Source organism: Actinomadura geliboluensis (assembly GCF_005889745.1).
Lineage (GTDB): Bacteria > Actinomycetota > Actinomycetes > Streptosporangiales > Streptosporangiaceae > Spirillospora > Spirillospora geliboluensis.
In genome coordinates this window covers 1-21768 of sequence record NZ_VCKZ01000116.1, presented here as the reverse complement: position 1 = coordinate 21768, position 21768 = coordinate 1, and the positions used below count along the sequence as shown (strand labels likewise).

The following is a 21768-nucleotide window of genomic DNA, read 5'->3' as shown; positions in this document are numbered from 1 at the left end:
GCTGATAGACAACGCTGCATGAGCGGAACCTTGCCGTTGGACGGGATGCGCGTCGTGGAGCTGTCGAGCTTCGTCGCGACGCCGCTCGGCGGGATGACCCTCGCGCAGCTCGGCGCGGACGTCGTCCGGGTCGACCAGGTCGGCGGCGGACCCGACATCGACCGGTGGCCGCTCGCGCCGTCCGGGCGGAGCCTGTACTGGGCCGGGCTGAACAAGGGCAAGCGGTCCGTCACCGCCGACCTGCGGTCGGCGGAGGGGCGGGAGGTCGTCGCGGGGCTCGTCGCCGAGTGCGGCGTCGTCCTGACCAACGCGGCCCCGCGCCCGGGGCTCGGCTACGACGAGCTGAGGGCCGCCCGGCCGGACCTGATCCACATCCGGCTCCAGGGCGCCCGGGACGGGGGCAACGCCGTCGACTACACGGTGAACGCCGCCCTGGGCTTCCCGGAGATCACCGGGCCGTCCGGCCAGGACGGCCCCGTCAACCACGTGCTGCCCGCCTGGGACATCGCGTGCGGCCTCTACATGGCCGTCGGCATCCTGGCGGCCGAGCGGCACAGGCTGCGCACGGGCGAGGGCCAGAGCCTCCAGGTGGCGCTGCAAGACGTCGCCCTGGCCACCGCAGGGAACCTCGGGTACCTCGCAGAGGCGCAACTGGGCGAGCCCAGGCGGCGTCTGGGCAACGACCTCTTCGGTGACTTCGGGCGCGACTTCGCAACGGCCGACGGCCGCGTCATGGTCGCGGTCCTCACCGCGCGCCACTGGCGCGACCTGGTGGAGGCGACCGGGCTCGGCGAGGTGAGCGCCGCCCTCGAGCGCGCCTTCGGCGCCGACTTCCGCCGCGCCGGCGACCGCTTCACCCATCGCGAGGCGCTCGGCGGCGTCCTCGCCCCGTGGTTCGCGGCGCGGACCTGCGCGCAGGTCGCGGACGGGCTGAAGGGCACGTCCGTCCTGTGGTCCCGGTACCGGGGCTTCGCCGAGGTGGCGGCGAGGCTGCGCGAGGAGCCCCTCATGGCGCCGCTCGACCAGCCGGGCATCGGCCCCCATCTCGCCCCGGGCTCCCCGCTGCGCCTCGGCGGCGCCTCGCTGCCGCCGGTACCGGCGCCCACGCTGGGCGAGCACACGGACGAGGTCCTGCGGGACGTCCTGTCACTGTCCCCGGACCGCATCGCCGCCCTGAGGGACGCGGGCGCGATCGGCTGACCCGAGCGCGACGGTTACATTCATGAGGCCGGAGCTGGCCATGCTCGTGTATGGATAATTACACTCGCCTCCATGATGGATGACCCCTCCGTCCGGATCATGGACGTCCTGGGCCGGCCGCTCTCGCCCGGCGAGGAGCCGCTGCGCTCGGCCCTGGAGGCCCTGGGCACGCCGGTGCAGTTCCCCGCCGAGCACACGATCTTCTGGGAGGGGCAGCCGTCGCACTCGGTGCTGCTGATCCAGAAGGGCAGCGTCAAGGTGACCCGGAAGGGCGCCGACGGCACGGAGATCATCCTGGCGATCCGCGGCGAGGGCGAGGTCATGGGGGAGGAGGGCGTCCTCATGGGCGAGCCCCGCGCCGCGACCGTGACGACGATCACCGACCTCGCCGGGCTGGACATCGCGGCCGACGCCCTGCTCGCCTTCGTTCGCGACCACGACCTGTGGCCGCTGATGTACCGGGCCGCCGTCCGCCGGCGCCGCCAGTCCGACCAGCGGGCGCTGCTCGCGCGGCTGGACGTGAAGAGCCGGCTGGCCCGCTGGCTGCTGGACCTCGCGAGCGAGGTCGGCGAGGAGGACGGGGACGGGTGGACGATCGCGGTCGCCCTCTCCCAGCAGGACCTCGCCGGGCGGATCGGCGCGTCCCGCGACGCCGTGGCGATCGAGCTGCGCAAACTCCGCGACGAGGGCCTGGTCAGCACGGGCCGGCGCAAGATCGTTCTACATGATCTCGAAGGTCTGCGTAATATTGCGCATAGGTAGCTGTAGACATCCATTTCTCTTCGTGTGTTAATACACATAAGAGAAGTCTGTAGAGGCTTCCCCGGTTGCGTCCGGAGGGCACTTCATCATGACGCTGCAGGTGGTAGGCGCGGTGTGCATCCTGATAGCGCTGATCGGCGGGGACTTCGAGGTCGGCGGAGTGGAGATCCCGCGGCTCTCGCGGGGCCGGATCATCGCGCTCGTCACGGCGGGCGTCATCCTGGTGGGGCTCGGCCTGCTGGCCGACGCGGGACAGGTCCCCGACCTGCCCCAGGGGCCCGCGCCCGTGGCGCGGACCACGCCCGGGGGGGCGTGAGGATTTCGTACAGGAGGGACGCGCGCAACCATGACCGATCACCTTGGTCCGTTCCAATCCATGTGGGACGCATGGGACGAGGCCGACGATGAGATCGCGCGAAAGCCCTTGTCGCATTTCCGCCGGGCGGTCGACATCCAGTTCGACGAGCTGGAGGAGCATCTCGCGCGGGGGGACGAGCAGGCCGCGGCGCGGGAGGCTGCGGACGTGGTGAGCATCGCCCTCAACCTGATGCGCCGCCTCGGGCACCGGCCCGAGGAGATCGCCGAGATCGTCCGGTCCCGGGCCGAGCACCGGATGAAGGGGCAGGCGCTCGCCATCCTCGACAAGTACGAGCGGGTCTATGGCATCTGACACGGCCCACCGGCCAACACGGCCGCGACCAACACGGCCGCGACCAACACGGCCGCGACCAACACGGCTGCGACCAACACGGCTGCGACCAACACGGCTGCGACCAACACGGCTGCGACCAACACGGCTGCGACCAACGCGACCCCGCCGCTGACCCGGCCCCGCCGGGCGCGGGCCGTACCGGGGAGCGGGACGGCCCGCCATGTGTGCTTTGTCCGCATGTGAGATTGTTAGGGCGGCGAAGTACGGGAGGGGCGCGGTGGCGGTGCGGGACGGGCGCGGGCTTGTCCCGCTGCTGGCGTTCCTCGGGGTGATGGGCTACTCGCTGTCGATGGCCGTCGTGACGCCCGCGCTGCCGCAGATCCAGGAGGGCCTCGGCACGACGCCGGCCGGCGCCGCGTGGGCGCTCACCGCGATGACGCTGTCCGCCGCCGTCGCCACACCGGTGGTGGGGCGGCTCGGCGACCTGTACGGGCCCCGGCGCGTGCTGCTCGCCGTGCTCGCGGTCGCGACCCTGGGCATGGTCGTCGCGGCGCTCGCCCCGTCGGTGCCGGTGATGCTGGCCGGGCGGGTGCTCGGCGGCATCGGCGGCGGCGTGTACCCGCTGGCGTACACGATCATCAGGGACGTCGTCCCGGCGTCCCGGACGGCGTCCGCGGTCGGCCTCATGTCGTCCATGCTCGGACTCGGCGGCGCGGTCTCCTGGTGCCTCGCGGGGCCGATCATCGACTTCCTCGGCTGGCGGTGGCTGCTCTGGGTGCCCGTCATCGGGCTGGTGCCCGGCATCGCACTCGCCTGGTGGATCGTCCCGCGCTCGGCGCCCCGGGAGGCGGCACGGGTCGACTGGTGGGGCGCCGCCCTCTTCGCCGGCTGGCTGGTGGCCGCGCTCACCGCGCTGACCCAGGGCATGGACTGGGGCTGGACGTCGCCGGGCGTCCTCGGCCTGCTCGGGGTGTCGGCGGTGACGGCGCTCGTCTGGCTGCGGGTCGAGAGCCGCGTCGCCGAACCGCTGGTCGACCTGCGGCTGATGCGCGTGCGCGGCGTCTGGACGGCGAACGCCGCGTCGCTGCTGTCCGGCTACGCGCTCATGGCGGGCGGCCTGCTGTTCCCGCTGCTCGTCCAGCTCCCGGAGAGCACCGGGTTCGGCTTCGGCGGGACGGCGACCGCGGCGGCGCTCCTGCAGTTGCCCGCCAGCATCGGCATGACCGCCGCCGGCATGGCGGCGGGCCTCCTCGACCGGCGGATCGGCTCGCGCATGGTGCTGCTCGGCGGCGCGCTGATGACCGGTGCGGGGTACGCGTTCGTGGCGTTCGAGCACGCCGCCATGTGGCAGCTCTACGTCGGCGGAGTCGCCCGGGGCGTCGGCCTGGGCTTCGCCTACGCCGCCGTCGCGAACCTCGTCGTCGCCGCCGTCCCGGCGGGGGAGACGGGCGTCGCGACCGGCATCAACACCCTCATCCGCACGGTCGGCGCGTCCCTCGGGACGCAGATCAGCGCGGTCGTGATCGTGGTGGTTCCCGGCGAGAGCGGCTACACGGCCGGGTTCGCGCTGAGCGCCGCCGCTATGGCCGCCGTGCTGCCGCTGGCCCTGCTGGTGCCGCGCCGCAGGCGCGGAACGGGGCCCGGCATGGCGCCGGGCCCCGTCGCGGTGGAGCAGGTGGTGCGGTGAATCAGAACGAGCGGTGAATCATGACGAGCGGTGAATCAGAACGACTCGACGGCGCGGCGCGCCTCCGGGTCGAGGACGCCCCAGCCGATCAGTTCCTCGGTCAGCTCGGTCGGGGACTTGTCGTAGATGACCGCGAGTGAACGCAGGTCTTCCTGGCGGATGGACAGGACCTTTCCGTTGTAGTCGCCCCGCTGGCTCTGGATCGTCGCGGCGTAGCGGGCGAGAGGACCGGCCTTGTCTTTCGGAAGCTGCTGCAACCGCTCTAGATCGATCACGAGCTTGGGTGTAGGCCCGAGCGGGCTCGGCGCGGCTCCGCCGGGCAGCAACTCGGATACCGGCACGCCGTAGAAATCGGCGAGCTCGGCCAGCTTCTGAACGGTGACGGCGCGGTCGCCCCGCTCGTACGAACCCACGACGACGGCCTTCCAGCGGCCGCGTGACTTCTCCTCCACACCGTGCAGGGACAGGCCCTGCTGGGTGCGGATGGCGCGCAGGCGCGCGCCGAGAGCCTTAGCGTATTCAGACGGCATTCTGCGGCCCCCCAGGCTCACTTTCGTCGTCGTTCGGACCCCGGTCGTGTCACCGGGGGGAGACAGGTTCATGAAGCCAGGGGGCCTCAGGAGTCTGTCTCCAGGGATGGTTACGGACAGTGACGGTAAAACGGGTACGGCCCCAGGTCAAGCTGATTGGAAAAAAGCGGTCGAATCCGCAGGACTCGATCCGGGCCGTCCGGATCGTCCCGCCGCGGTGGCGCCGCGTCGCGGCGGTGCCGCCGGGTCGCCGCGCCACCGCTCCGATGTGACGCCTCTCACCTGCGAAGACGTGGGCCGGTCCGGGGTGTGGAGCGGTCCGGCCCGGCTGCTAACGTGGGGCCGACACAACGTCCTTTAAGGCCCGTCCCGTGAGGCGGGGAAGGAGGTTCCGCGGTGAACGCTGCCCCCGGGCAGGAACATCGCGTGGCGGACGGTGACCCCCGGCCCAAGGCCGTTCTGGAGGGTCCCGACATCCGGCGCGCGCTGACCCGCATCGCACACGAGATCCTCGAGCGGACCAAGGGCGGCCACGACGTCCTGCTGCTCGGCATCCAGACCCGCGGCGTGACGCTGGCCGAGCGGCTGGCCGGAGCGCTGCGCGAGGTCGAGGGCCGCCCGGTGCCCTGGGGCTCGCTCGACGTGACCATGTACCGGGACGACCTGCGGATGCGGCCCGCCCGCGCCCTCGGCCGCACCGAGCTGCCGCCCGGCGGCATCGACGACCAGGTGGTCGTGCTGGTCGACGACGTGCTGTTCTCCGGCCGGACGGTGCGCGCCGCGCTGGACTCGCTGAACGACCTCGGCCGGCCCCGCGCGGTCCAGCTGGCCGTGCTGGTCGACCGCGGGCACCGGCAGCTGCCGATCCGCGCCGACTACGTGGGCAAGAACCTGCCCACCTCCATGCGCGAGACCGTGAAGGTCCTGCTGGACGAGAACGACGGGCGCGACGCGGTCCTGCTGGGCCCGGCGGCGCCCGCCCCGACGGGGGGAGCCGAGTGAACCGCCATCTGATCTCCGCAGCCGACCTGTCCCGCGACGACGCGCTGCTCGTCCTGGACACCGCCGAGGAGCTGGCGCAGATCGCCGGCCGCGCCGTCAAGAAGCTGCCGACGCTGCGCGGCCGGACGGTCGTCAACCTGTTCTTCGAGGACTCCACCCGCACCCGGATCTCGTTCGAGGCGGCGGCCAAGCGGCTGTCCGCCGACGTGATCAACTTCTCCGCGAAGGGGTCGAGCGTGTCCAAGGGCGAGAGCCTGAAGGACACCGCCCTCACGCTGGAGGCGATGGGCGCCGACGGCGTCGTCATCAGGCACGGCGCGTCGGGCGCCCCGCACCGGCTCGCGGGCTGGGTCCAGGGCAGCGTCGTCAACGCCGGCGACGGCACCCACGAGCACCCCACCCAGGCGCTCCTGGACGCGTTCACGATGCGCAAGCGCCTCGGTGAGCTGGACGGCCGCCGCGTCACGATCGTGGGCGACGTCCTCCACAGCCGTGTGGCGCGGTCCAACGTCCTGCTGCTCAACACGCTCGGCGCCGACGTCACGGTGGTCGCGCCTCCGACGCTGCTGCCCGTCGCCATCGACACCTGGCCGTGCTCGGTGTCGTACGACCTCGACGGCGTCATCCCCAAGAGCGACGTCATCATGATGCTGCGCGTCCAGCAGGAGCGGATGAACGCCGCCTACTTCCCGACCGTGCGCGAGTACAGCCGCCGCTACGGGCTGGACGGCGACCGCATGGCGCAGCTCCCCGAGCACGCCATCGTGATGCACCCCGGCCCGATGAACCGCGGCGTCGAGATCGCCGCCGAGGTCGCCGACTCGGTCCGGTCCACGATCGTCGAGCAGGTCGCCAACGGCGTCAGCGCCCGCATGGCCGTCCTCTATCTGCTGCTCGGCGGTTCCGAGCCCGCCATCGGCCAGGAGGTCGCGAAGTGACGACGTACATCATCAAGGGCGCCCGGATCCTCGGCGGCGACGCCGCCGACATCCTGGTCCGCGAGGGCGCCATCGCCGCGGTCGGCCGCGGCCTGGACGAGGCGGGCGCGCAGGTCGTCGACGCCGCCGGGCTCGTGGCCCTGCCCGGCCTGGTCGACCTGCACACCCACCTGCGCGAGCCCGGCCGCGAGGACGCCGAGACCGTCGAGTCCGGGACGAAGGCCGCCGCGATGGGCGGGTACACCGCCGTCCACGCGATGGCCAACACCGACCCCGTCGCCGACACCGCCGGCGTCGTCGAGCAGGTGTGGCGCCTCGGCCGCGAGGCCGGCTACTGCGACGTCCAGCCGGTCGGGGCCGTCACCCGCGGCATCGCCGGCGAGAAGCTCGCCGAGCTGGGCGCGATGGCCGACTCCGCCGCCCGCGTGCGGGTCTTCTCCGACGACGGGCACTGCGTGTCGGACGCGGTCATCATGCGCCGCGCGCTGGAGTACGTGAAGGCGTTCGACGGCGTCGTCGCCCAGCACGCGCAGGAGCCGCGCCTCACCGAGGGCGCGCAGATGAACGAGGGCGAGATGTCGGCCGCGCTCGGGCTGCGCGGCTGGCCCGCGGTCGCCGAGGAGGCGATCATCGCCCGGGACGTGCTGCTCGCCCAGCACGTCGGGTCGCGGCTGCACGTGTGCCACGTGTCCACGGCCGGCTCGGTGGAGATCATCCGCTGGGCGAAGAGCAAGGGCTGCCCGGTGACCGCCGAGGTCACCCCGCACCACCTGCTGCTGAACGACGCGAAGGCCGGGACCTACGACCCGATCTTCAAGGTCAACCCGCCGCTGCGCACCGCCGACGACGTCGCCGCGCTGCGGCACGCCCTCGCCGACGGGACGATCGACTGCGTCGCCACCGACCACGCCCCCCACCCGGTCGAGGCCAAGGAGACCGAGTGGGCCGTGGCCGCGATGGGGATGATCGGGCTGGAGACCGCGCTGCCGGTCGTCCAGGAGGCGATGGTGGAGACCGGCCTGCTCGACTGGGCCGGGGTCGCCGACCGCATGTCCGCCCGTCCCGCCCGCATCGGCCGCCTTTCCGGACAGGGTCGTCCGCTGGAGGCAGGTTCGCCCGCCAACATCACGCTGTACGACCCGTCGCCGCGCCGCGCCGTGGACCCGTCGGCGATGACCTCCAAGAGCCGCAACACCCCGTTCGCGGGGCTGGAGCTGCCCGGCCGGGTCGTCGCGACGTTCCTGCGCGGCGAGCCGACCGTCCTGGAAGGGAAGCTCCAATGAACCCTGCTCTGCTCGTACTGGAAGACGGCAGGGTGTTCCACGGGGTCGCGTACGGGGCCGAAGGGGAGACCTTCGGCGAGATGGTCTTCAACACCGGGATGACCGGCTACCAGGAGACCCTCACCGACCCGTCCTACGCCCGCCAGATCGTGGCCATGACGTCCCCCCACATCGGCAACACCGGCATCAACGCCGAGGACCCGGAGTCCGGCCGCATCCAGGTGGCCGGCTACGTGGTGCGCGAGCCCGCCCGCGTGGCGTCCAACTGGCGCGCCACCGGCTCGCTCGGTTCCGCGCTGCGCGAGCAGGGCGTGGTGGGCATCGCCATCCCCGGCACGCGCGCGCTGACGCGGCACCTGCGCGACAAGGGCGCGATGCGCGCCGGCATCTTCAGCGGGCCGGACGCCCTGGCGGCCGGTGAGGAGGCGCTCGTCCAGCGCGTGCTGCAGAGCCCCTCGATGGAGGGCGCCGACCTCGCGCGGGACGTCTCCACCACCGAGCCGTACGTCGTCGCCGCCCAGGGCGAGAAGCGCTACACGGTCGCGGCCGTCGACCTCGGCATCAAGTCGATGACGCCGTACCGGATGTCCGAGCGGGGCTGCGAGGTGCACGTCCTGCCCGCGACCAGCACCGCCGAGGACATCCTCGCCCTCGACCCCGACGGCGTCTTCTTCTCCAACGGCCCCGGCGACCCCGCCGCCGCCGACTACGCCGTGGCCGCGCTGAAGGGCGTCCTGGACGCCGGCAAGCCGTTCTTCGGCATCTGCTTCGGCAACCAGATCTTCGGCCGCGCGCTGGGCCTCGGCACCTACAAGCTGCGGTTCGGCCACCGGGGCATCAACCAGCCCGTCCAGGACCGGGCGACCGGCAAGGTCGACGTGTCGGCGCACAACCACGGGTTCGCCGTCGACGCCCCCGCCGACGGGCCGTTCGACACGCCCTACGGCCCCGGCGAGGTCAGCCACGTGAACCTCAACGACGGCTGCGTCGAGGGGCTGCGGCTCCTGGAGCGCCCGGCGTTCAGCGTCCAGTACCACCCGGAGGCCGCGGCCGGCCCGCACGACGCGTCCGGCCTCTTCGACCGTTTCTGCGAGCTCATGGAGGCGTCGAAGTAATGCCGCGCCGCGAAGACCTGAAGTCCGTCCTGGTCATCGGCTCCGGGCCGATCGTCATCGGCCAGGCGTGCGAGTTCGACTACTCCGGCACCCAGGCGTGCCGGGTGCTGAAGGCCGAGGGCCTGCGGGTCACGCTGGTCAACAGCAACCCCGCCACGATCATGACCGACCCCGAGTTCGCCGACGCGACCTACGTCGAGCCGATCACCCCCGAGGTCGTCGAGAAGATCATCGCCAAGGAGCGGCCGGACGCGCTGCTGCCCACCCTCGGCGGCCAGACGGCCCTGAACACCGCGATCGCGCTCTACGAGAGCGGCGTCCTGGAGAAGTACGGGGTCGAGCTGATCGGCGCCGACGTGGACGCCATCCAGGCCGGCGAGAACCGCGAGCGGTTCAAGGACGTCGTCGCCAAGGTGGCGCGCGAGCAGGGCCTGAACGCCGAGTCCGCCCGGTCGGTGATCTGCCACACGATGGACGACTGCCTCGCCGCGGCCGGCGAGCTCGGCTACCCCCTCGTCGTGCGGCCCTCGTTCACCATGGGCGGGCGGGGCTCCGGCTTCGCCCACGACGAGGCCGACCTGCGCCGCATCGCCGGGGCGGGGCTCGACGCGTCCCCGACCGGCGAGGTGCTCCTGGAGGAGTCGATCCTCGGCTGGAAGGAGTACGAGCTGGAGGTCATGCGCGACCGCGCCGACAACGTGGTCATCGTGTGCTCCATCGAGAACCTCGACCCGATGGGCGTGCACACCGGCGACTCGATCACCGTCGCGCCCGCGCTCACGCTCACCGACCGCGAGTACCAGAACATGCGGGACGTCGCGATCGCGGTGATCCGCGAGGTCGGCGTCGACACCGGCGGCTGCAACATCCAGTTCGCCGTGCACCCCGGCACCGGCCGGATGATCGTCATCGAGATGAACCCGCGGGTGTCGCGGTCGTCGGCCCTCGCGTCCAAGGCCACCGGCTTCCCCATCGCCAAGATCGCGGCGAAGCTGGCGATCGGGTACACCCTCGACGAGATCCCGAACGACATCACCCGGGAGACGCCCGCGTCGTTCGAGCCCACGCTCGACTACGTCGTGGTGAAGGTGCCCCGGTTCGCGTTCGAGAAGTTCCCCGGCGCCGACGGCACGCTCACCACGCACATGAAGTCCGTGGGCGAGGCCATGGCCATCGGCCGCTGCTTCACCGAGGCGCTGCAGAAGGCGCTGCGGTCGCTGGAGCAGAAGGGCTCGTCGTTCAGCTGGGCCGGCGACGCCGACGCCGCCGAGCTGCTCGAATCGGCCAAGCGCCCGCACGACGGGCGCCTCAGGGACGTCCAGCGCGCGCTCTGGGCCGGGGCGAGCATCACCGACGTGTACCAGGCGACCGGCATCGACCCCTGGTTCCTGGACCAGATCGCGGCCGTCAACGAGGTCGCCGAGGAGATCCGCACCGCCGACGACGCGCTCACCAGGGACAAGCTGCTGCGCGCCAAGCGGCACGGGTTCTCCGACGCGCAGATCGGCGAGCTGCGCGGCCTGTCGGAGGAGGTCGTCCGCGAGCTGCGGCACGCGCTCGGCATCCGCCCCGTCTACCTGACGGTCGACACGTGCGCCGCCGAGTTCGAGGCGCAGACGCCGTACCTGTACTCGGCCTACGACGAGGAGACCGAGGTCCCGCCGGGCACCAAGCCCAAGGTCCTCATCCTGGGCAGCGGGCCCAACCGCATCGGCCAGGGCGTCGAGTTCGACTACTCCTGCGTCCACGCGTCCTTCACGCTGGCCGAGGCCGGCTACGAGACCGTGATGGTCAACTGCAACCCCGAGACGGTCTCCACCGACTACGACACCTCCGACCGGCTGTACTTCGAGCCCCTCACGCTGGAGGACGTCCTGGAGGTCGTCTACGCCGAGCAGCAGTCCGGTGAGGTCGCGGGCGTCATCGTCCAGCTCGGCGGCCAGACGCCCCTGGGCCTAGCCCAGAAGCTGAAGAACGCCGGAGTGCCGATCGTGGGCACCTCCCCGGAGAGCATCCACCTCGCCGAGGAGCGCGGCGCGTTCGGACGGGTCCTGCACAGGGCGGGGCTGCTCGCGCCCAAGCACGGCACCGCCACCTCCTACGAGGAGGCGCGCGAGATCGCCGCCGAGATCGGCTACCCGGTCCTCGTGCGCCCGTCCTACGTGCTCGGCGGGCGCGGCATGGAGATCGTGTACGACGACGCCACGCTGGAGTCGTACATGGCCCGCGCCACTGAGGCGAGCCCCGAGCACCCCGTCCTGGTCGACCGGTTCCTGGACGAGGCCATCGAGATCGACGTGGACGCCCTGTTCGACGGCGAGGAGCTCTACCTCGGCGGCGTGATGGAGCACATCGAGGAGGCCGGGATCCACTCGGGCGACTCGGCGTGCGCGCTGCCGCCCATCACGCTGGGGCACGAGGACATCCGCCGCATCCGGGAGTCGACGGAGGCGCTCGCGCGCGGCGTCGGCGTCCGCGGGCTCATGAACGTCCAGTACGCGCTCTCCGCGGGCGTCCTGTACGTGCTGGAGGCCAACCCCCGCGCGTCCCGGACCGTCCCGTTCGTCTCCAAGGCGACGGCCGTGCCGCTCGCCAAGGCGGCGGCGCGCGTCATGATGGGCGCCACCATCGCCGAGCTGCGCGCCGAGGGCATGCTGCCGGAGAGCGGCGACGGCGGGACCCTGCCGCTGGACGCGCCGATCGCGGTGAAGGAGGCCGTCCTCCCGTTCGACCGGTTCCGCAACGCCAGCGGGCAGGGCGTCGACACCGTGCTCGGCCCCGAGATGCGCTCGACCGGCGAGGTCATGGGCATCGACGAGGTGTTCGGCACCGCGTTCGCCAAGTCGCAGCAGGCCGCCTACGGATCGCTGCCGACCAAGGGCCGCGCGTTCGTGTCCGTGGCCAACCGCGACAAACGGCACATGGTGTTCCCGGTGAAGCGGCTCGCTGACCTGGGCTTTGAGATTCTTGCCACGGAGGGGACCGCGGAGGTCCTGCGCCGCAACGGCGTGCGTGCCAAGATCGTGCGCAAGCACAGCGACGGCCCCGGCCCGGCCGGCGAGCCCACGATCGTGCGGCGCGTCCTGGACGGCGAGGTCGACCTCATCGTCAACACGCCCTTCGGCAGCCCCGGCCAGTCCGGGCCGCGGCTCGACGGCTACGAGATCCGCACCGCGGCCGTGCTGAGGGGCGTACCGTGCGTGACGACCGTGCAGGGCCTCGGGGCGGCCGTGCAGGGCATCGAGGCCGTCGCCGGCGGCCTGGTCGGCGTTCGCTCCCTCCAGGAGCACGCCGCGCGGATCGGCGGCGCCCGCGGCCGCGCGGCGCGGCGCCCGGACGGCGGTGCGGGCTCCGACGGCGCCGCGGGCTCTGACGGCGGTGCGGGTTCGGGCGGCGGCGTGCCGCCCGCGTGACGACGCGCCGGGCGGGCCGGGCGGCGGCAGCCTCCGCCCGGCCCGCCCGGCGCACGACGAGAAGAGGGAGACGGGTGTCCGACACGCCGGTGCAGACGTCGGCGACGGTCCTGACGGTCCGCCAGGTGCAGGACTACCACGCGATGACGCTGGTGGCCCCGGCCATCGCCGAGCGGTTCCGGCCCGGCCAGTTCGTGGCGCTCGCCGTCGGCGGCGAGCACACGTCCCGCCTGGTCCGCCGCTGCTTCGGCGTCCACGAGGTCAAGTCCGACTACGGCGGCACCGTCGAGCTGGTGTTCGCCGACACCGAGCCCGGCACCGGCTGGCTCGCCGGCCGCCGCTCCCGCGACCAGATCGACCTCGTCGGCCCGCTCGGCCGCCCGTTCCGGCTGCCCCGCGACCCCGTGACCTGCCTGCTGGTCGCCGGCGGGCCGGGCGGCGCGGCCGTGTTCGCGCTCGCCGACACCCTGCTGCGGCGCGGCTGCCAGGTGCACTTCGTGCTCGGCGGGCCGTCCGCCCGGCAGGTGTTCGGCTCCCGGATGGCGCAGCGGATCGGCGACAGCTCCACCGTCGCCACCGAGGACGGCTCGATGGGGGAGAAGGGCACCGTCCGCGACGTGCTGCCCCGCGTCATCGAGGAGACCGGCGCGGACGTCGTCTACGGCTGCGGCCCGACGAGCCTGCTGCGCTCGGTCACCCAGGTCGCCGGCGACTTCGGCCTCCCCTCCCAGGTGTCGGTCGAGGAGTTCCTGCAGCAGACGGGCGCGTGCGGCATCGGCGTGTGCATGACGTGCATGCTCCCCGTCCACGGCGACGACGGCGTGACCCGCATGGTCCGCGCCTGCGCCGACGGGCCCGTCCTGCGCGGCGACCGGGTCCGGTGGGGCGACCTCGGCACCATCCCGTTCGACGCGCTCGGCGCGCCGCGCGTCCTGAACGTCACCGAGGGGGGCTCGCAATGAGCGACAGGGTCAGGACCGCACTCGGGCCCCTGGAGCTGCCCAACCCCGTCATGACGGCCGCCGGGTGCGGCGGGACGGGGCGGGAGCTCGCCCAGTTCTTCGACATCTCCCGCCTTGGCGCGTTCGTCACCACGTCCGTCATGCCGCAAGCGCGCGCGGGACGTCCCACGCCGCGCGTGACCGAGACGCCCAGCGGCCTCCTCACCGCCATGGGCCTCCCAGGCCCCGGCGTGGAGACGTTCCTCGAACGCGACCTCCCGTGGCTCATCGAGCAGGACGCCCGCACGATCGTGTCCGTGGCGGGCAACAGCGTCGAGGAGTACGGCGAGATGGCCCGCCGCCTGCGGGGCGTCCCCGGCGTCGCCGCGATCGAGGTCAACGTCGCCTGCCGCAACGCCGAGGACCGCGGGCGCGTGTTCGGCTGGCACCCGGCCGCCGCGGCGTCCGTCGTCCGGGCCGTCCGCGACCACGCCCGGCCCGGCGTCCCGGTCTTCGCCAAGCTCGCCCCGGACGTCACCGACATCGTCACGATCGCGCTCGCCTGCGCGGACGCGGGCGCCGACGGCCTCACCCTGATCAACACCATGGACGCCATGGCGATCGACACCGGGACGCTCCGGCCCGCCCTCACCGGCGTGTCGGGCGGCCTGTCCGGGCCCGCGGTCCGGCCCATCGCGGTCCGCTGCGTCTACCAGGTGCACGCCGCGCTGCCCAGCACCCCCATCATCGGCGTCGGCGGCATCGCCACCGGCCTGGACGCCCTGGAGTTCATCCTCGCCGGCGCCTCCGCCGTGGCCGTCGGCACCGCCGTGTTCCACGACCCCCTGGCCGGCCCCCGCGTCCTGCGCGAGCTGGAGGAGGCGCTCGCGGCCCGCCGCATCGGCCGCCTCGCCGACGCCGTCGGGCTCGCGCACAAGCCCGCCGGGTACGTGCCGCCCCAGGTGCGCCCGCAAGAGCCCGAGAAGGAGAAACTGTGACCGCCCCCATCGCCGTCGCGCTGGACGCGCCCGATCTGGAGACGGCCGCGCGCTGGGCCACCCTGGTCACGCCGCACGTCTCCACCGTCAAGGTGGGCCTGGAGCTCTACCTGCGGTACGGGCCGGACGTCATCGCCAGCGTCCGCGGCGCGAGCCGCGTGCAGGTCTTCCTCGACCTCAAGCTCCACGACATCCCCGCGACGGTCCGCGGCGCCGCCCGCGCCGTGGCGCGGCTCAAGCCGTCCTACCTGACCGTGCACGCCGCCGGCGGGCCCGCGATGATCCGCGCGGCGGTCGAGGCCGCCCCCAGCACGTCGATCGCCGCGGTGACGGTCCTGACGTCGCTGGGCGACGCCGACCTCGCCGCGCTGGGCCTGTCCGGGCCCGCGCCGGACGCCGTCCGCCGGCTCGCCGCGCTCGCGGTCGAGGCGGGCGCGCAGGCCCTGGTCTGCTCCCCGCAGGAGGCCGCGGCGGTCCGCGCCGAGGTCGGCCCCGGCATCACGCTGATCACTCCGGGTGTCCGCCCGGCCGGCGCCGCCACCCAGGACCAGGCCCGCGTGGCGACCCCGGAGGAGGCCCTGGCCGCGGGCGCCGACCTGCTGGTCATCGGCCGCCCCATCACCGGCGCCCCCGACCCCGGCGCCGCCGCGGCGGCCATCGCGGCCGCGCTGCGGCGCACCTCCGCCGACGTCCGCTGACGTCCGCCGATACGGCGCGCCGCGCCGATTGCGGTGACCGCGGACGCATGAGCAGAACTGCATTCCGCGAAAGTTTCGAGGCGTTCTCAGCCGGGTGGGATCGCGCATTGTGGTTTTAGTCGCATGCGAATGGCGGGGACGGAGTGTTCGCATTGCGAGTACGTGCCGAACGAGGAACTCGTTCACGCGGAGTGGCGATTCACCGGGCGGGAAGCCCCCGGCGGGTCGTCCGGTCGTTCCGCGTCCATGTGGGCGCCCTGGCGGCGGGCGGGGAGCTGAGTGGGGTGGCGCGGCCCTCCGAGCGGGAGACGATCTTGGCGGGGTCGGGTGTTGTCGAGGATGACAGTAACGGTGCCGCCGCGACGTGCGGAACGTCCCGGCGTGACGAGAGTCACTCGGTCGGGATCGGTTGTGGGAGACCTCACAGGGGGCGGCGGAGGGCGGTCGCGGACGCCCGCCGGGCGGGCCGGCGGAGCGCGGCGGGACGGCCCCGAGGGGGCCCGAACCGCTGCGACATAAGGGTACCGAGTGCCGCATTTGGGGTCAGATTGGGGGGATTTTCACGATCATGCGAAAGTCCCAGCAAGGCGCGGGGATGGACCGCGGACCCCTCCAGATTGGGTACACTCTGTATTCAGGACACTCCGGGGAGTGATTTTCGTGAATTTGTGGTGGGCTAAACGGCACTTCACGTTGCCTTATGGGCGGTGAACTCGCTAGTTTCCCAACCCGTCCGACTCCGTCGAGTGGAAACCTGAGGTGACCCGGCGTGGCTCTTCCGCCCCTAACCCCCGAACAGCGCGCCGCAGCCCTGGAGAAGGCTGCCAAGGCTCGCAAGGAGCGGGCCGAGGTTAAGAACCGGCTCAAGCACGGGGGAACCTCGCTCGCCGAGGTTCTCAAAGAGGGTCAGTCCGACGACGTCATCGGAAAGATGAAGGTGTCGGCCCTCCTGGAATCACTGCCCGGTGTGGGCAAGGTCCGTGCGAAGCAGATCATGGAGCGCCTGGGCATCGCCGAGTCCCGCCGTGTGCGGGGCCTCGGCGCCAACCAGCGTGCCTCCCTGGAGCGTGAGTTCGGCGGAAGTGCGAACCGCTGACGCGCGACTCACGGGCGGGCGCGGCGGTCAGGCCGCCGCGGCCGGCCCGGGGCGACCCGGCGCCGGCTCCATCCCGTCCGGCTCCGGCGCACCCATTCCTGCGCCGGAAGGCTCCAGCACGCATGGCCCGCTCGCGCGGCGGCTGACGGTCCTCTCCGGGCCGTCGGGCGTCGGCAAGAGCACGGTCGTCGCCGAGATCCGGCGCTCGCACCCGCAGGTGTGGCTGTCGGTCTCGGTGACCACCCGGGCCCCCCGCCCGGGTGAGACCGATGGTGTGCAGTACTTCTTCGTCGACGACGCCGGTTTCGACCGGCTCGTCGCCGAGGGGGAGCTCCTCGAATGGGCCGAGTTCGCGGGGAACCGCTACGGCACCCCGCGCCGGCCCGTCGAGGAGCGCCTCGCGCGCGGCGAACCGGTGCTCCTGGAGATCGACCTGCAGGGCGCCCGGCAGGTCCGCCGGTCCATGGCGCAGGCGCGGCTGGTCTTCCTCGCGCCGCCGAGCTGGGAGGAGCTGGTCCGCCGGCTCACCGGCCGCGGCACCGAGCCGCCGGACGTCATCGAGCGCCGCCTCGACGCGGCCCGCGTGGAGCTCGCCGCCGAGAAGGAGTTCGATGTGACGCTCGTCAACACGTCCGTCCAGGACGTGTGCGATGAGCTGCTAACCTTGATGGCTGTTCGGTAAGCGACCTACCAGTGGAAGGCCACCGAGTGGCAGCCAGCAACGAGGGCATCACCAACCCGTCGATCGACGAGCTCCTGGAGGTCGTCGACACCAAGTACGGCCTCGTGAGCATCGCGGCCAAGCGCGCCCGGCAGATCAACGCCTACTACGCCCAGCTGGGCGAGGGCCTGCTGGAGTACGTCGGCCCGCTCGTCGAGACCCAGGTGCAGGAGAAGCCGCTGTCGATCGCGCTCCGCGAGACGCGCGAGGGCCTCCTGAACGCCGAGCCCATCGAGGGCTAGCGGACCCGTGGCCGCCGATGCCGCCCGTCGGCGTCGCGGCGCGGCCGCCTCCGCCGCCGCCCGCAGGGCCCGCCGGGGGGCACCGGACCCCCGCCGCAGGCGCTCCGGGCGCGCGATGGGATCGTGACTGCATGACCTCCCGAAAGCCGCGCGTCGTCCTCGGCGTGAGCGCGGGCATCGCCGCGTACAAGGTGTGCGAGCTGCTGCGGCGGCTCACCGAGTCCGGCCACGACGTCACCGTGGTCCCGACCGCCGGCGCCCTGCGGTTCGTCGGCGAGCCCACCTGGGCCGCCCTGTCGGGCAACCCGGTGTCCCCGCAGGTCTGGGACGGCGTCGCCGAGGTGCCGCACGTCCGGCTCGGCCAGGGCGCCGACCTGGTGTTCGTCGCGCCCGCCACCGCCGACCTGCTCGCGCGGGCCGCGCAGGGCCTGGCCGACGACCTGCTCACCAACACCCTGCTCACCGCCCGCTGCCCGGTCGTGTTCGCGCCCGCGATGCACACCGAGATGTGGGAGCACCCCGCGACCCGCGCCAACGTGGCGACGCTGCGGTCCCGGGGCGCGATCGTGGTGGAGCCCGCGTCCGGGCGGCTCACCGGCAAGGACACCGGCCCCGGCCGGCTGCCCGACCCGGCCGAGCTGTTCGAGGTCGCGCGGCACGTGCTGGCCCGCGGCGCCGGCGGCCGCGACCTGGCCGGGCGGCGCATCGTGGTCTCCGCGGGCGGCACCCGGGAGCCGATCGACCCCGTCCGCTTCATCGGGAACCGTTCGTCCGGCCTGCAGGGCTACGCGCTCGCCCGCACCGCCGTCGCGCGCGGTGCCCGCGTGACGCTCGTCGCGGCGAACGTCGCCCTGCCCGACCCCGCGGGCGCCGAGGTCGTCGCCGTCGGAACGGCGGAGGAGATGCACAAGGCCGTCATCGCGGCCGCCGCCGACGCGGACGCGGTCGTGATGGCCGCCGCCGTCGCCGACTTCCGGCCGGCCGGCTACCGGGGCTCGAAGATCAAGAAGGCGGAGGGCGCGGAGCCGGAGCCGATCCGGCTCGTCAAGAACCCCGACATCCTGGCCGAGCTCGGGCGCGAGCGCCGCCCCGGGCAGGTGATCGTGGGCTTCGCCGCCGAGACCGACGACGTCCTCGCCAACGGCCGCGCCAAGCTCGCCCGCAAGGGCAGCGACCTGCTCGTCGTCAACCAGGTCGGCGAGAACCTGACCTTCGGGCGCCCCGACAACGAGGCGGTGATCCTCGGCGCGGACGGCTCGCACACCGAGGTGCCGCGCGGTGCGAAGGACGCCCTCGCCGAGGTCGTCTGGGACCTCGTCGCCGCCCGCCTGGACCCGTTGCCCGCGGATTGATCGGAGGCCGCCCGGCTCGACCGAGTCACTACCGGCGCCCGAGGGTGATCCGGCTAGACTGCGGGCCTACCACTTGGACACCGCCCACTTGGACAACGCGCGGGGGACGTCCCCGCCGAACTCGATGACATATCCGTCCTGCGACGTCAGTCAGCAGCCGCTGCAAGGAGTTCACGTACGTGTCTCGCCGCCTGTTCACCTCCGAGTCAGTGACCGAAGGACACCCGGACAAGATCGCGGACCAGATCAGCGACGCGATCCTCGACTCGATGCTCAAGGACGACCCGAAGAGCCGGGTCGCCGTCGAGACGTTGATCACGACCGGCCAGGTGCACGTGGCCGGTGAGGTCACCACCGAGACCTATGTGGACATCCCCGGCGTGATCCGGGAGAAGATCCTCGAGATCGGCTACGACTCGTCCAAGAAGGGCTTCGACGGGCACTCCTGCGGCGTGTCGGTGTCCATCGGCGCGCAGTCGCCCGACATCGCGCAGGGCGTCGACGACGCCTACGAGACCCGCGAGGGCGAGGGCGTCGACGACCTGGACCGGCAGGGCGCCGGCGACCAGGGCCTGATGTTCGGCTACGCCACCAGCGAGACGCCCGAGCTGATGCCGCTGCCGATCACGCTGGCGCACCGGCTCGCGCAGCGGCTGTCGGCGGTCCGCAAGAGCGGCGACGTCCCCTACCTGCGCCCGGACGGCAAGACCCAGGTGACCATCGAGTACGACGGCGACCGCGGCGTCCGCCTCGACACCGTCGTGGTGTCCAGCCAGCACGCTCCCGACATCGACCTGAAGGAGCTGCTCGCCCCGGACGTGAAGGAGCACGTGGTCGACCCGGTGCTCGCCCAGTTCGACCTCGACACCGACGGGTACCGGCTGCTGGTCAACCCGACCGGCCGCTTCGAGATCGGCGGCCCGATGGGCGACGCCGGCCTCACCGGCCGCAAGATCATCGTCGACACCTACGGCGGCATGGCCCGGCACGGCGGCGGCGCGTTCTCCGGCAAGGACCCGTCCAAGGTCGACCGGTCCGCCGCGTACGCGATGCGCTGGGTCGCCAAGAACATCGTCGCCGCGCAGCTCGCCGACCGCGCCGAGGTGCAGGTCGCGTACGCGATCGGCAAGGCGCACCCGGTCGGGGTGTTCGTGGAGACGTTCGGCACCGAGAAGGTCGCCCCCGAGAAGATCGAGAAGGCCGTCGACGAGGTGTTCGACCTGCGTCCGGCCGCGATCGTCCGCGACCTGGACCTGCTCCGCCCGATCTACTCGCAGACCGCCGCCTACGGCCACTTCGGCCGGTCGGAGCCCGACTTCTCCTGGGAGTCGACCGACCGCGCCAAGGACCTGGCCTCCGCCGCGGGTCTCTGATCCGGCACGCGAAGAGGGCCCCGGGGCGTCCCCGGGGCCCTCTTCGCGTGCTCGGTCAGGAGGGGCAGTGGTTGCCGCGGTGCAGGCCGTAGCGGGCCGCGATGGTGTAGCGGCCGGGCTCCCGGGCCGTCAGCCGCACGAAGTCGCCCTCGCGGGCCAGGCAGGCGTCCCCGCCCGTGGCGCTCAGCCAGGGCGACCAGGAGACCCGCATGAGCACGGACCCCTTGGACGGCATGTCGACGACGAGTTCGCCCGCGGTGAGTTCGTGGACGGACGCGGGGCGGTCGACCAGCGGTGTCGGGGCGGCGACGCGGAACAGGCGCCAGTGCTCGTCCCGCCAGACCTCCGTCAGGTACGGCTGGCCCTTCTCCACCAGGGCGGCCTCTTCCTGCGCGGACCAGTCGACCTCCTGCTCGGGCAGGACGACGTACTGCACGGACCACTCGTGCAGCCAGTCTCGGTAGGAGTCGGCCGTCAGCGCGCCGTCCTCGTAGAACAGCTTGTGGCGCTCGGCGTCGACCTGGCGGTTCCAGCCGCGCGCCAGCACGAAGTGGCGGCTGAGGCCGGCCGACTCCCAGTGGGAGCGCAGCGGCACGACCTCGATGCGGGCCTTGCCGGCGCCGAGGGCGTCGAGTTCGGCGACGAGGCCGCGCGCGTGCGCGGCGGCGGCCGCCGCGGGCTCGGTGTGGATCAGGTCGTCGACGGGCTTCACGACCTGCCAGGACGCCGTGACGATGAACGCCAGTGACAGCACCGCGATGCGGACCCGGCCGTGCGCGCGCGCCACCGCCGACAGCAGGAACATGCCGCCGAACAGCAGCGCCAGGCGCTCGACGTTGCTGCCGACGGGGGAGGGGATCAGCCAGGTCAGCAGGATCCCGGCCAGGTAGACGCCGGCGCCGACGCGCACGAACGTCCAGCTCTTCGGGGCGCAGAGCAGGATCGCGATGACGCTGGTGATGGCGGGCAGCACGATGGCGGTGAGCGAGATCGGCTGGACGCCGCTGAAGGGGAACAGCAGGCTCGTCGTCCCCACCACGACGGGGAGGCCGACGGCGAGGCAGACGCCCGCGCGGCGGCGCCCGGTCAGGAACAGCGCGGCGGCCAGCACCAGCAGGAACAGCCCGGCGACGGGGCTCGCGAGGGAGGCCAGGACGCCGAGGCCCACCATGCCGCCGGCGCGCAGGGCGGGAGTGCCGCGCCGAGTGAACGCCACGATCGTCGCCATGAGCGCGAACAGCAGCCCCAGGCCGAAGGTGACGCGCCCAGAGGCGGTGTTGCACGACAGCGCGAACGCGGCCCACAGGGAGGCGGGCAGTGCCACCGGGGCCCGGAACTTCTTGAGCAGGTACGCGGTCAGGGTCGCCGACAGCGTGCCCGTCACCACCGCGACCGTGCGGATGCCGAACAGCGCCATCAGGTACGGCGACAGGACGCTGTAGGACACCGGGTGCATCCCGCCGTACCAGGCGAAGCTGTAGGCGGCGCCGGGGTGCTTCCAGGCGAAGTCGGTCCACGCGGCCTGGGCCGCGAGGTCGCCCCCCTCGGTCGCCAGGGCGAGCGCCCAGACCAGGTGGAGGACCGCGGCGGCGGCCGTGGCCGCCACCACCGGGTGGCGTGCCCGCCTCTTCCACTTCTTCCAGTCGGGCCGGGAAAGTGCGGGACGGCGCGGCGATCCAGGCGGGACCGGGGCGTCCGCCCGCTCTCGAGTATGCGCTGTGGTCACTTCGCCTGCACGGGCTCGTCGGACGGCGGGGGCGCGGAG

General features: G+C 72.9%; 20 protein-coding genes. 18 read left to right on the top strand and 2 right to left on the bottom strand.

Translation table 11 applies throughout. The features are described from left to right. Positions 1 to 18 precede the first annotated feature (18 nt). The 5 genes from ETD96_RS17655 to ETD96_RS17630 all read left to right on the top strand — a co-directional run bounded on the left by ETD96_RS17655 (position 19) and on the right by ETD96_RS17630 (position 4301). Complete coding sequence (locus tag ETD96_RS17655) at positions 19 to 1200, top strand: CoA transferase (RefSeq protein ID WP_138637551.1); 1182 nt, start codon at positions 19 to 21, stop codon at positions 1198 to 1200. 72 nt (positions 1201 to 1272) lie between these two features. After that, positions 1273 to 1962, top strand: coding sequence for a Crp/Fnr family transcriptional regulator (locus ETD96_RS17650; RefSeq protein WP_138637550.1), 690 nt, complete (start codon positions 1273 to 1275; stop codon positions 1960 to 1962). Positions 1963 to 2050: 88 nt separating this feature from the next. Continuing rightward, positions 2051 to 2278, top strand: a complete 228-nt coding sequence (locus tag ETD96_RS17645) for a hypothetical protein (protein WP_171069081.1) — start codon at positions 2051 to 2053, stop codon at positions 2276 to 2278. 60 nt (positions 2279 to 2338) lie between these two features. Then, entirely contained in the window at positions 2339 to 2632 is a 294-nt protein-coding gene (locus tag ETD96_RS17640; protein ID WP_138637548.1) for a nucleoside triphosphate pyrophosphohydrolase family protein, read from the top strand. A gap of 259 nt (positions 2633 to 2891) precedes the next feature. Then, the gene (locus ETD96_RS17630; RefSeq protein ID WP_240807770.1) at positions 2892 to 4301 is read left to right on the top strand and encodes an MFS transporter; all 1410 of its coding nucleotides are present in this window, start codon (positions 2892 to 2894) and stop codon (positions 4299 to 4301) included. Between the two features lie 35 nt (positions 4302 to 4336). On the opposite strand, the gene bldD is transcribed toward ETD96_RS17630, so the two are convergent. After that, the gene (gene bldD, locus ETD96_RS17625; protein WP_021597992.1) at positions 4337 to 4831 is read right to left on the bottom strand and encodes a transcriptional regulator BldD; all 495 of its coding nucleotides are present in this window, start codon (positions 4829 to 4831) and stop codon (positions 4337 to 4339) included. A 396-nt stretch (positions 4832 to 5227) separates the two neighbouring features. On the opposite strand from bldD, the gene pyrR reads away from it, so the two are divergent. From pyrR to metK, 13 genes are all read left to right on the top strand, one after another. Further along, positions 5228 to 5833, top strand: coding sequence for a bifunctional pyr operon transcriptional regulator/uracil phosphoribosyltransferase PyrR (gene pyrR / locus ETD96_RS17620; protein WP_171069080.1), 606 nt, complete (start codon positions 5228 to 5230; stop codon positions 5831 to 5833). Beyond that, positions 5830 to 6771 (top strand): aspartate carbamoyltransferase catalytic subunit, encoded by a 942-nt coding sequence (locus ETD96_RS17615; protein ID WP_138637546.1) that lies wholly within the window; start codon positions 5830 to 5832, stop codon positions 6769 to 6771. Before pyrR ends, ETD96_RS17615 begins: the two co-directional genes overlap by 4 nt. Continuing rightward, positions 6768 to 8054: a dihydroorotase gene (locus tag ETD96_RS17610; RefSeq protein WP_138637545.1), complete on the top strand. Its 1287-nt coding sequence runs from the start codon at positions 6768 to 6770 to the stop codon at positions 8052 to 8054. The genes ETD96_RS17615 and ETD96_RS17610 overlap by 4 nt, the downstream gene beginning before the upstream one ends. Further along, a complete protein-coding gene (carA, locus tag ETD96_RS17605) occupies positions 8051 to 9169 on the top strand; it encodes a glutamine-hydrolyzing carbamoyl-phosphate synthase small subunit (RefSeq protein WP_138637544.1) in 1119 nt (372 codons plus the stop codon). Before ETD96_RS17610 ends, carA begins: the two co-directional genes overlap by 4 nt. Beyond that, positions 9169 to 12582 carry a carbamoyl-phosphate synthase large subunit gene (carB, locus tag ETD96_RS17600; protein WP_171069079.1) on the top strand — a complete coding sequence of 1138 codons (3414 nt, stop codon included), beginning with the start codon at positions 9169 to 9171 and terminating at the stop codon, positions 12580 to 12582. Before carA ends, carB begins: the two co-directional genes overlap by 1 nt. Positions 12583 to 12656: 74 nt before the next feature. Beyond that, complete coding sequence (locus ETD96_RS17595; protein ID WP_138637543.1) at positions 12657 to 13544, top strand: dihydroorotate dehydrogenase electron transfer subunit; 888 nt, start codon at positions 12657 to 12659, stop codon at positions 13542 to 13544. Then, positions 13541 to 14521 (top strand): dihydroorotate dehydrogenase, encoded by a 981-nt coding sequence (locus ETD96_RS17590; protein ID WP_138637542.1) that lies wholly within the window; start codon positions 13541 to 13543, stop codon positions 14519 to 14521. The genes ETD96_RS17595 and ETD96_RS17590 overlap by 4 nt, the downstream gene beginning before the upstream one ends. Then, positions 14518 to 15219, top strand: coding sequence for an orotidine-5'-phosphate decarboxylase (gene pyrF, locus ETD96_RS17585; protein ID WP_138637541.1), 702 nt, complete (start codon positions 14518 to 14520; stop codon positions 15217 to 15219). Before ETD96_RS17590 ends, pyrF begins: the two co-directional genes overlap by 4 nt. A 769-nt stretch (positions 15220 to 15988) precedes the next feature. Beyond that, the gene (mihF, locus tag ETD96_RS17580) at positions 15989 to 16315 is read left to right on the top strand and encodes an integration host factor, actinobacterial type (protein WP_026405770.1); all 327 of its coding nucleotides are present in this window, start codon (positions 15989 to 15991) and stop codon (positions 16313 to 16315) included. A 94-nt stretch (positions 16316 to 16409) separates the two neighbouring features. Continuing rightward, positions 16410 to 16997: a guanylate kinase gene (gene gmk / locus ETD96_RS17575; RefSeq protein WP_138637552.1), complete on the top strand. Its 588-nt coding sequence runs from the start codon at positions 16410 to 16412 to the stop codon at positions 16995 to 16997. A gap of 26 nt (positions 16998 to 17023) precedes the next feature. Continuing rightward, on the top strand, positions 17024 to 17278 hold the full coding sequence (gene rpoZ, locus ETD96_RS17570) for a DNA-directed RNA polymerase subunit omega (RefSeq protein ID WP_021597645.1): 255 nt from the start codon (positions 17024 to 17026) through the stop codon (positions 17276 to 17278). A gap of 131 nt (positions 17279 to 17409) precedes the next feature. Further along, positions 17410 to 18630, top strand: coding sequence for a bifunctional phosphopantothenoylcysteine decarboxylase/phosphopantothenate--cysteine ligase CoaBC (coaBC, locus tag ETD96_RS17565; protein ID WP_138637540.1), 1221 nt, complete (start codon positions 17410 to 17412; stop codon positions 18628 to 18630). 179 nt (positions 18631 to 18809) lie between these two features. Next, complete coding sequence (gene metK / locus ETD96_RS17560) at positions 18810 to 20003, top strand: methionine adenosyltransferase (RefSeq protein ID WP_138637539.1); 1194 nt, start codon at positions 18810 to 18812, stop codon at positions 20001 to 20003. Positions 20004 to 20058: 55 nt separating this feature from the next. On the opposite strand, the gene ETD96_RS17555 is transcribed toward metK, so the two are convergent. Next, the gene (locus ETD96_RS17555) at positions 20059 to 21609 is read right to left on the bottom strand and encodes an MFS transporter (RefSeq protein WP_240807768.1); all 1551 of its coding nucleotides are present in this window, start codon (positions 21607 to 21609) and stop codon (positions 20059 to 20061) included. Positions 21610 to 21768 lie beyond the last annotated feature (159 nt).

Coding starts and splice junctions, on each gene's coding strand:
- ETD96_RS17650 (WP_138637550.1), top strand. CDS start 1,273: ATGATGGATGACCCCTCCGTCCGGATCATGGACGTCCTGGGCCGGCCG.
- ETD96_RS17640 (WP_138637548.1), top strand. CDS start 2,339: ATGTGGGACGCATGGGACGAGGCCGACGATGAGATCGCGCGAAAGCCC.
- ETD96_RS17645 (WP_171069081.1), top strand. CDS start 2,051: ATGACGCTGCAGGTGGTAGGCGCGGTGTGCATCCTGATAGCGCTGATC.
- bldD (WP_021597992.1), bottom strand. CDS start 4,831: ATGCCGTCTGAATACGCTAAGGCTCTCGGCGCGCGCCTGCGCGCCATC.
- coaBC (WP_138637540.1), top strand. CDS start 17,410: ATGACCTCCCGAAAGCCGCGCGTCGTCCTCGGCGTGAGCGCGGGCATC.
- carB (WP_171069079.1), top strand. CDS start 9,169: ATGCCGCGCCGCGAAGACCTGAAGTCCGTCCTGGTCATCGGCTCCGGG.
- carA (WP_138637544.1), top strand. CDS start 8,051: ATGAACCCTGCTCTGCTCGTACTGGAAGACGGCAGGGTGTTCCACGGG.
- ETD96_RS17590 (WP_138637542.1), top strand. CDS start 13,541: ATGAGCGACAGGGTCAGGACCGCACTCGGGCCCCTGGAGCTGCCCAAC.
- ETD96_RS17655 (WP_138637551.1), top strand. CDS start 19: ATGAGCGGAACCTTGCCGTTGGACGGGATGCGCGTCGTGGAGCTGTCG.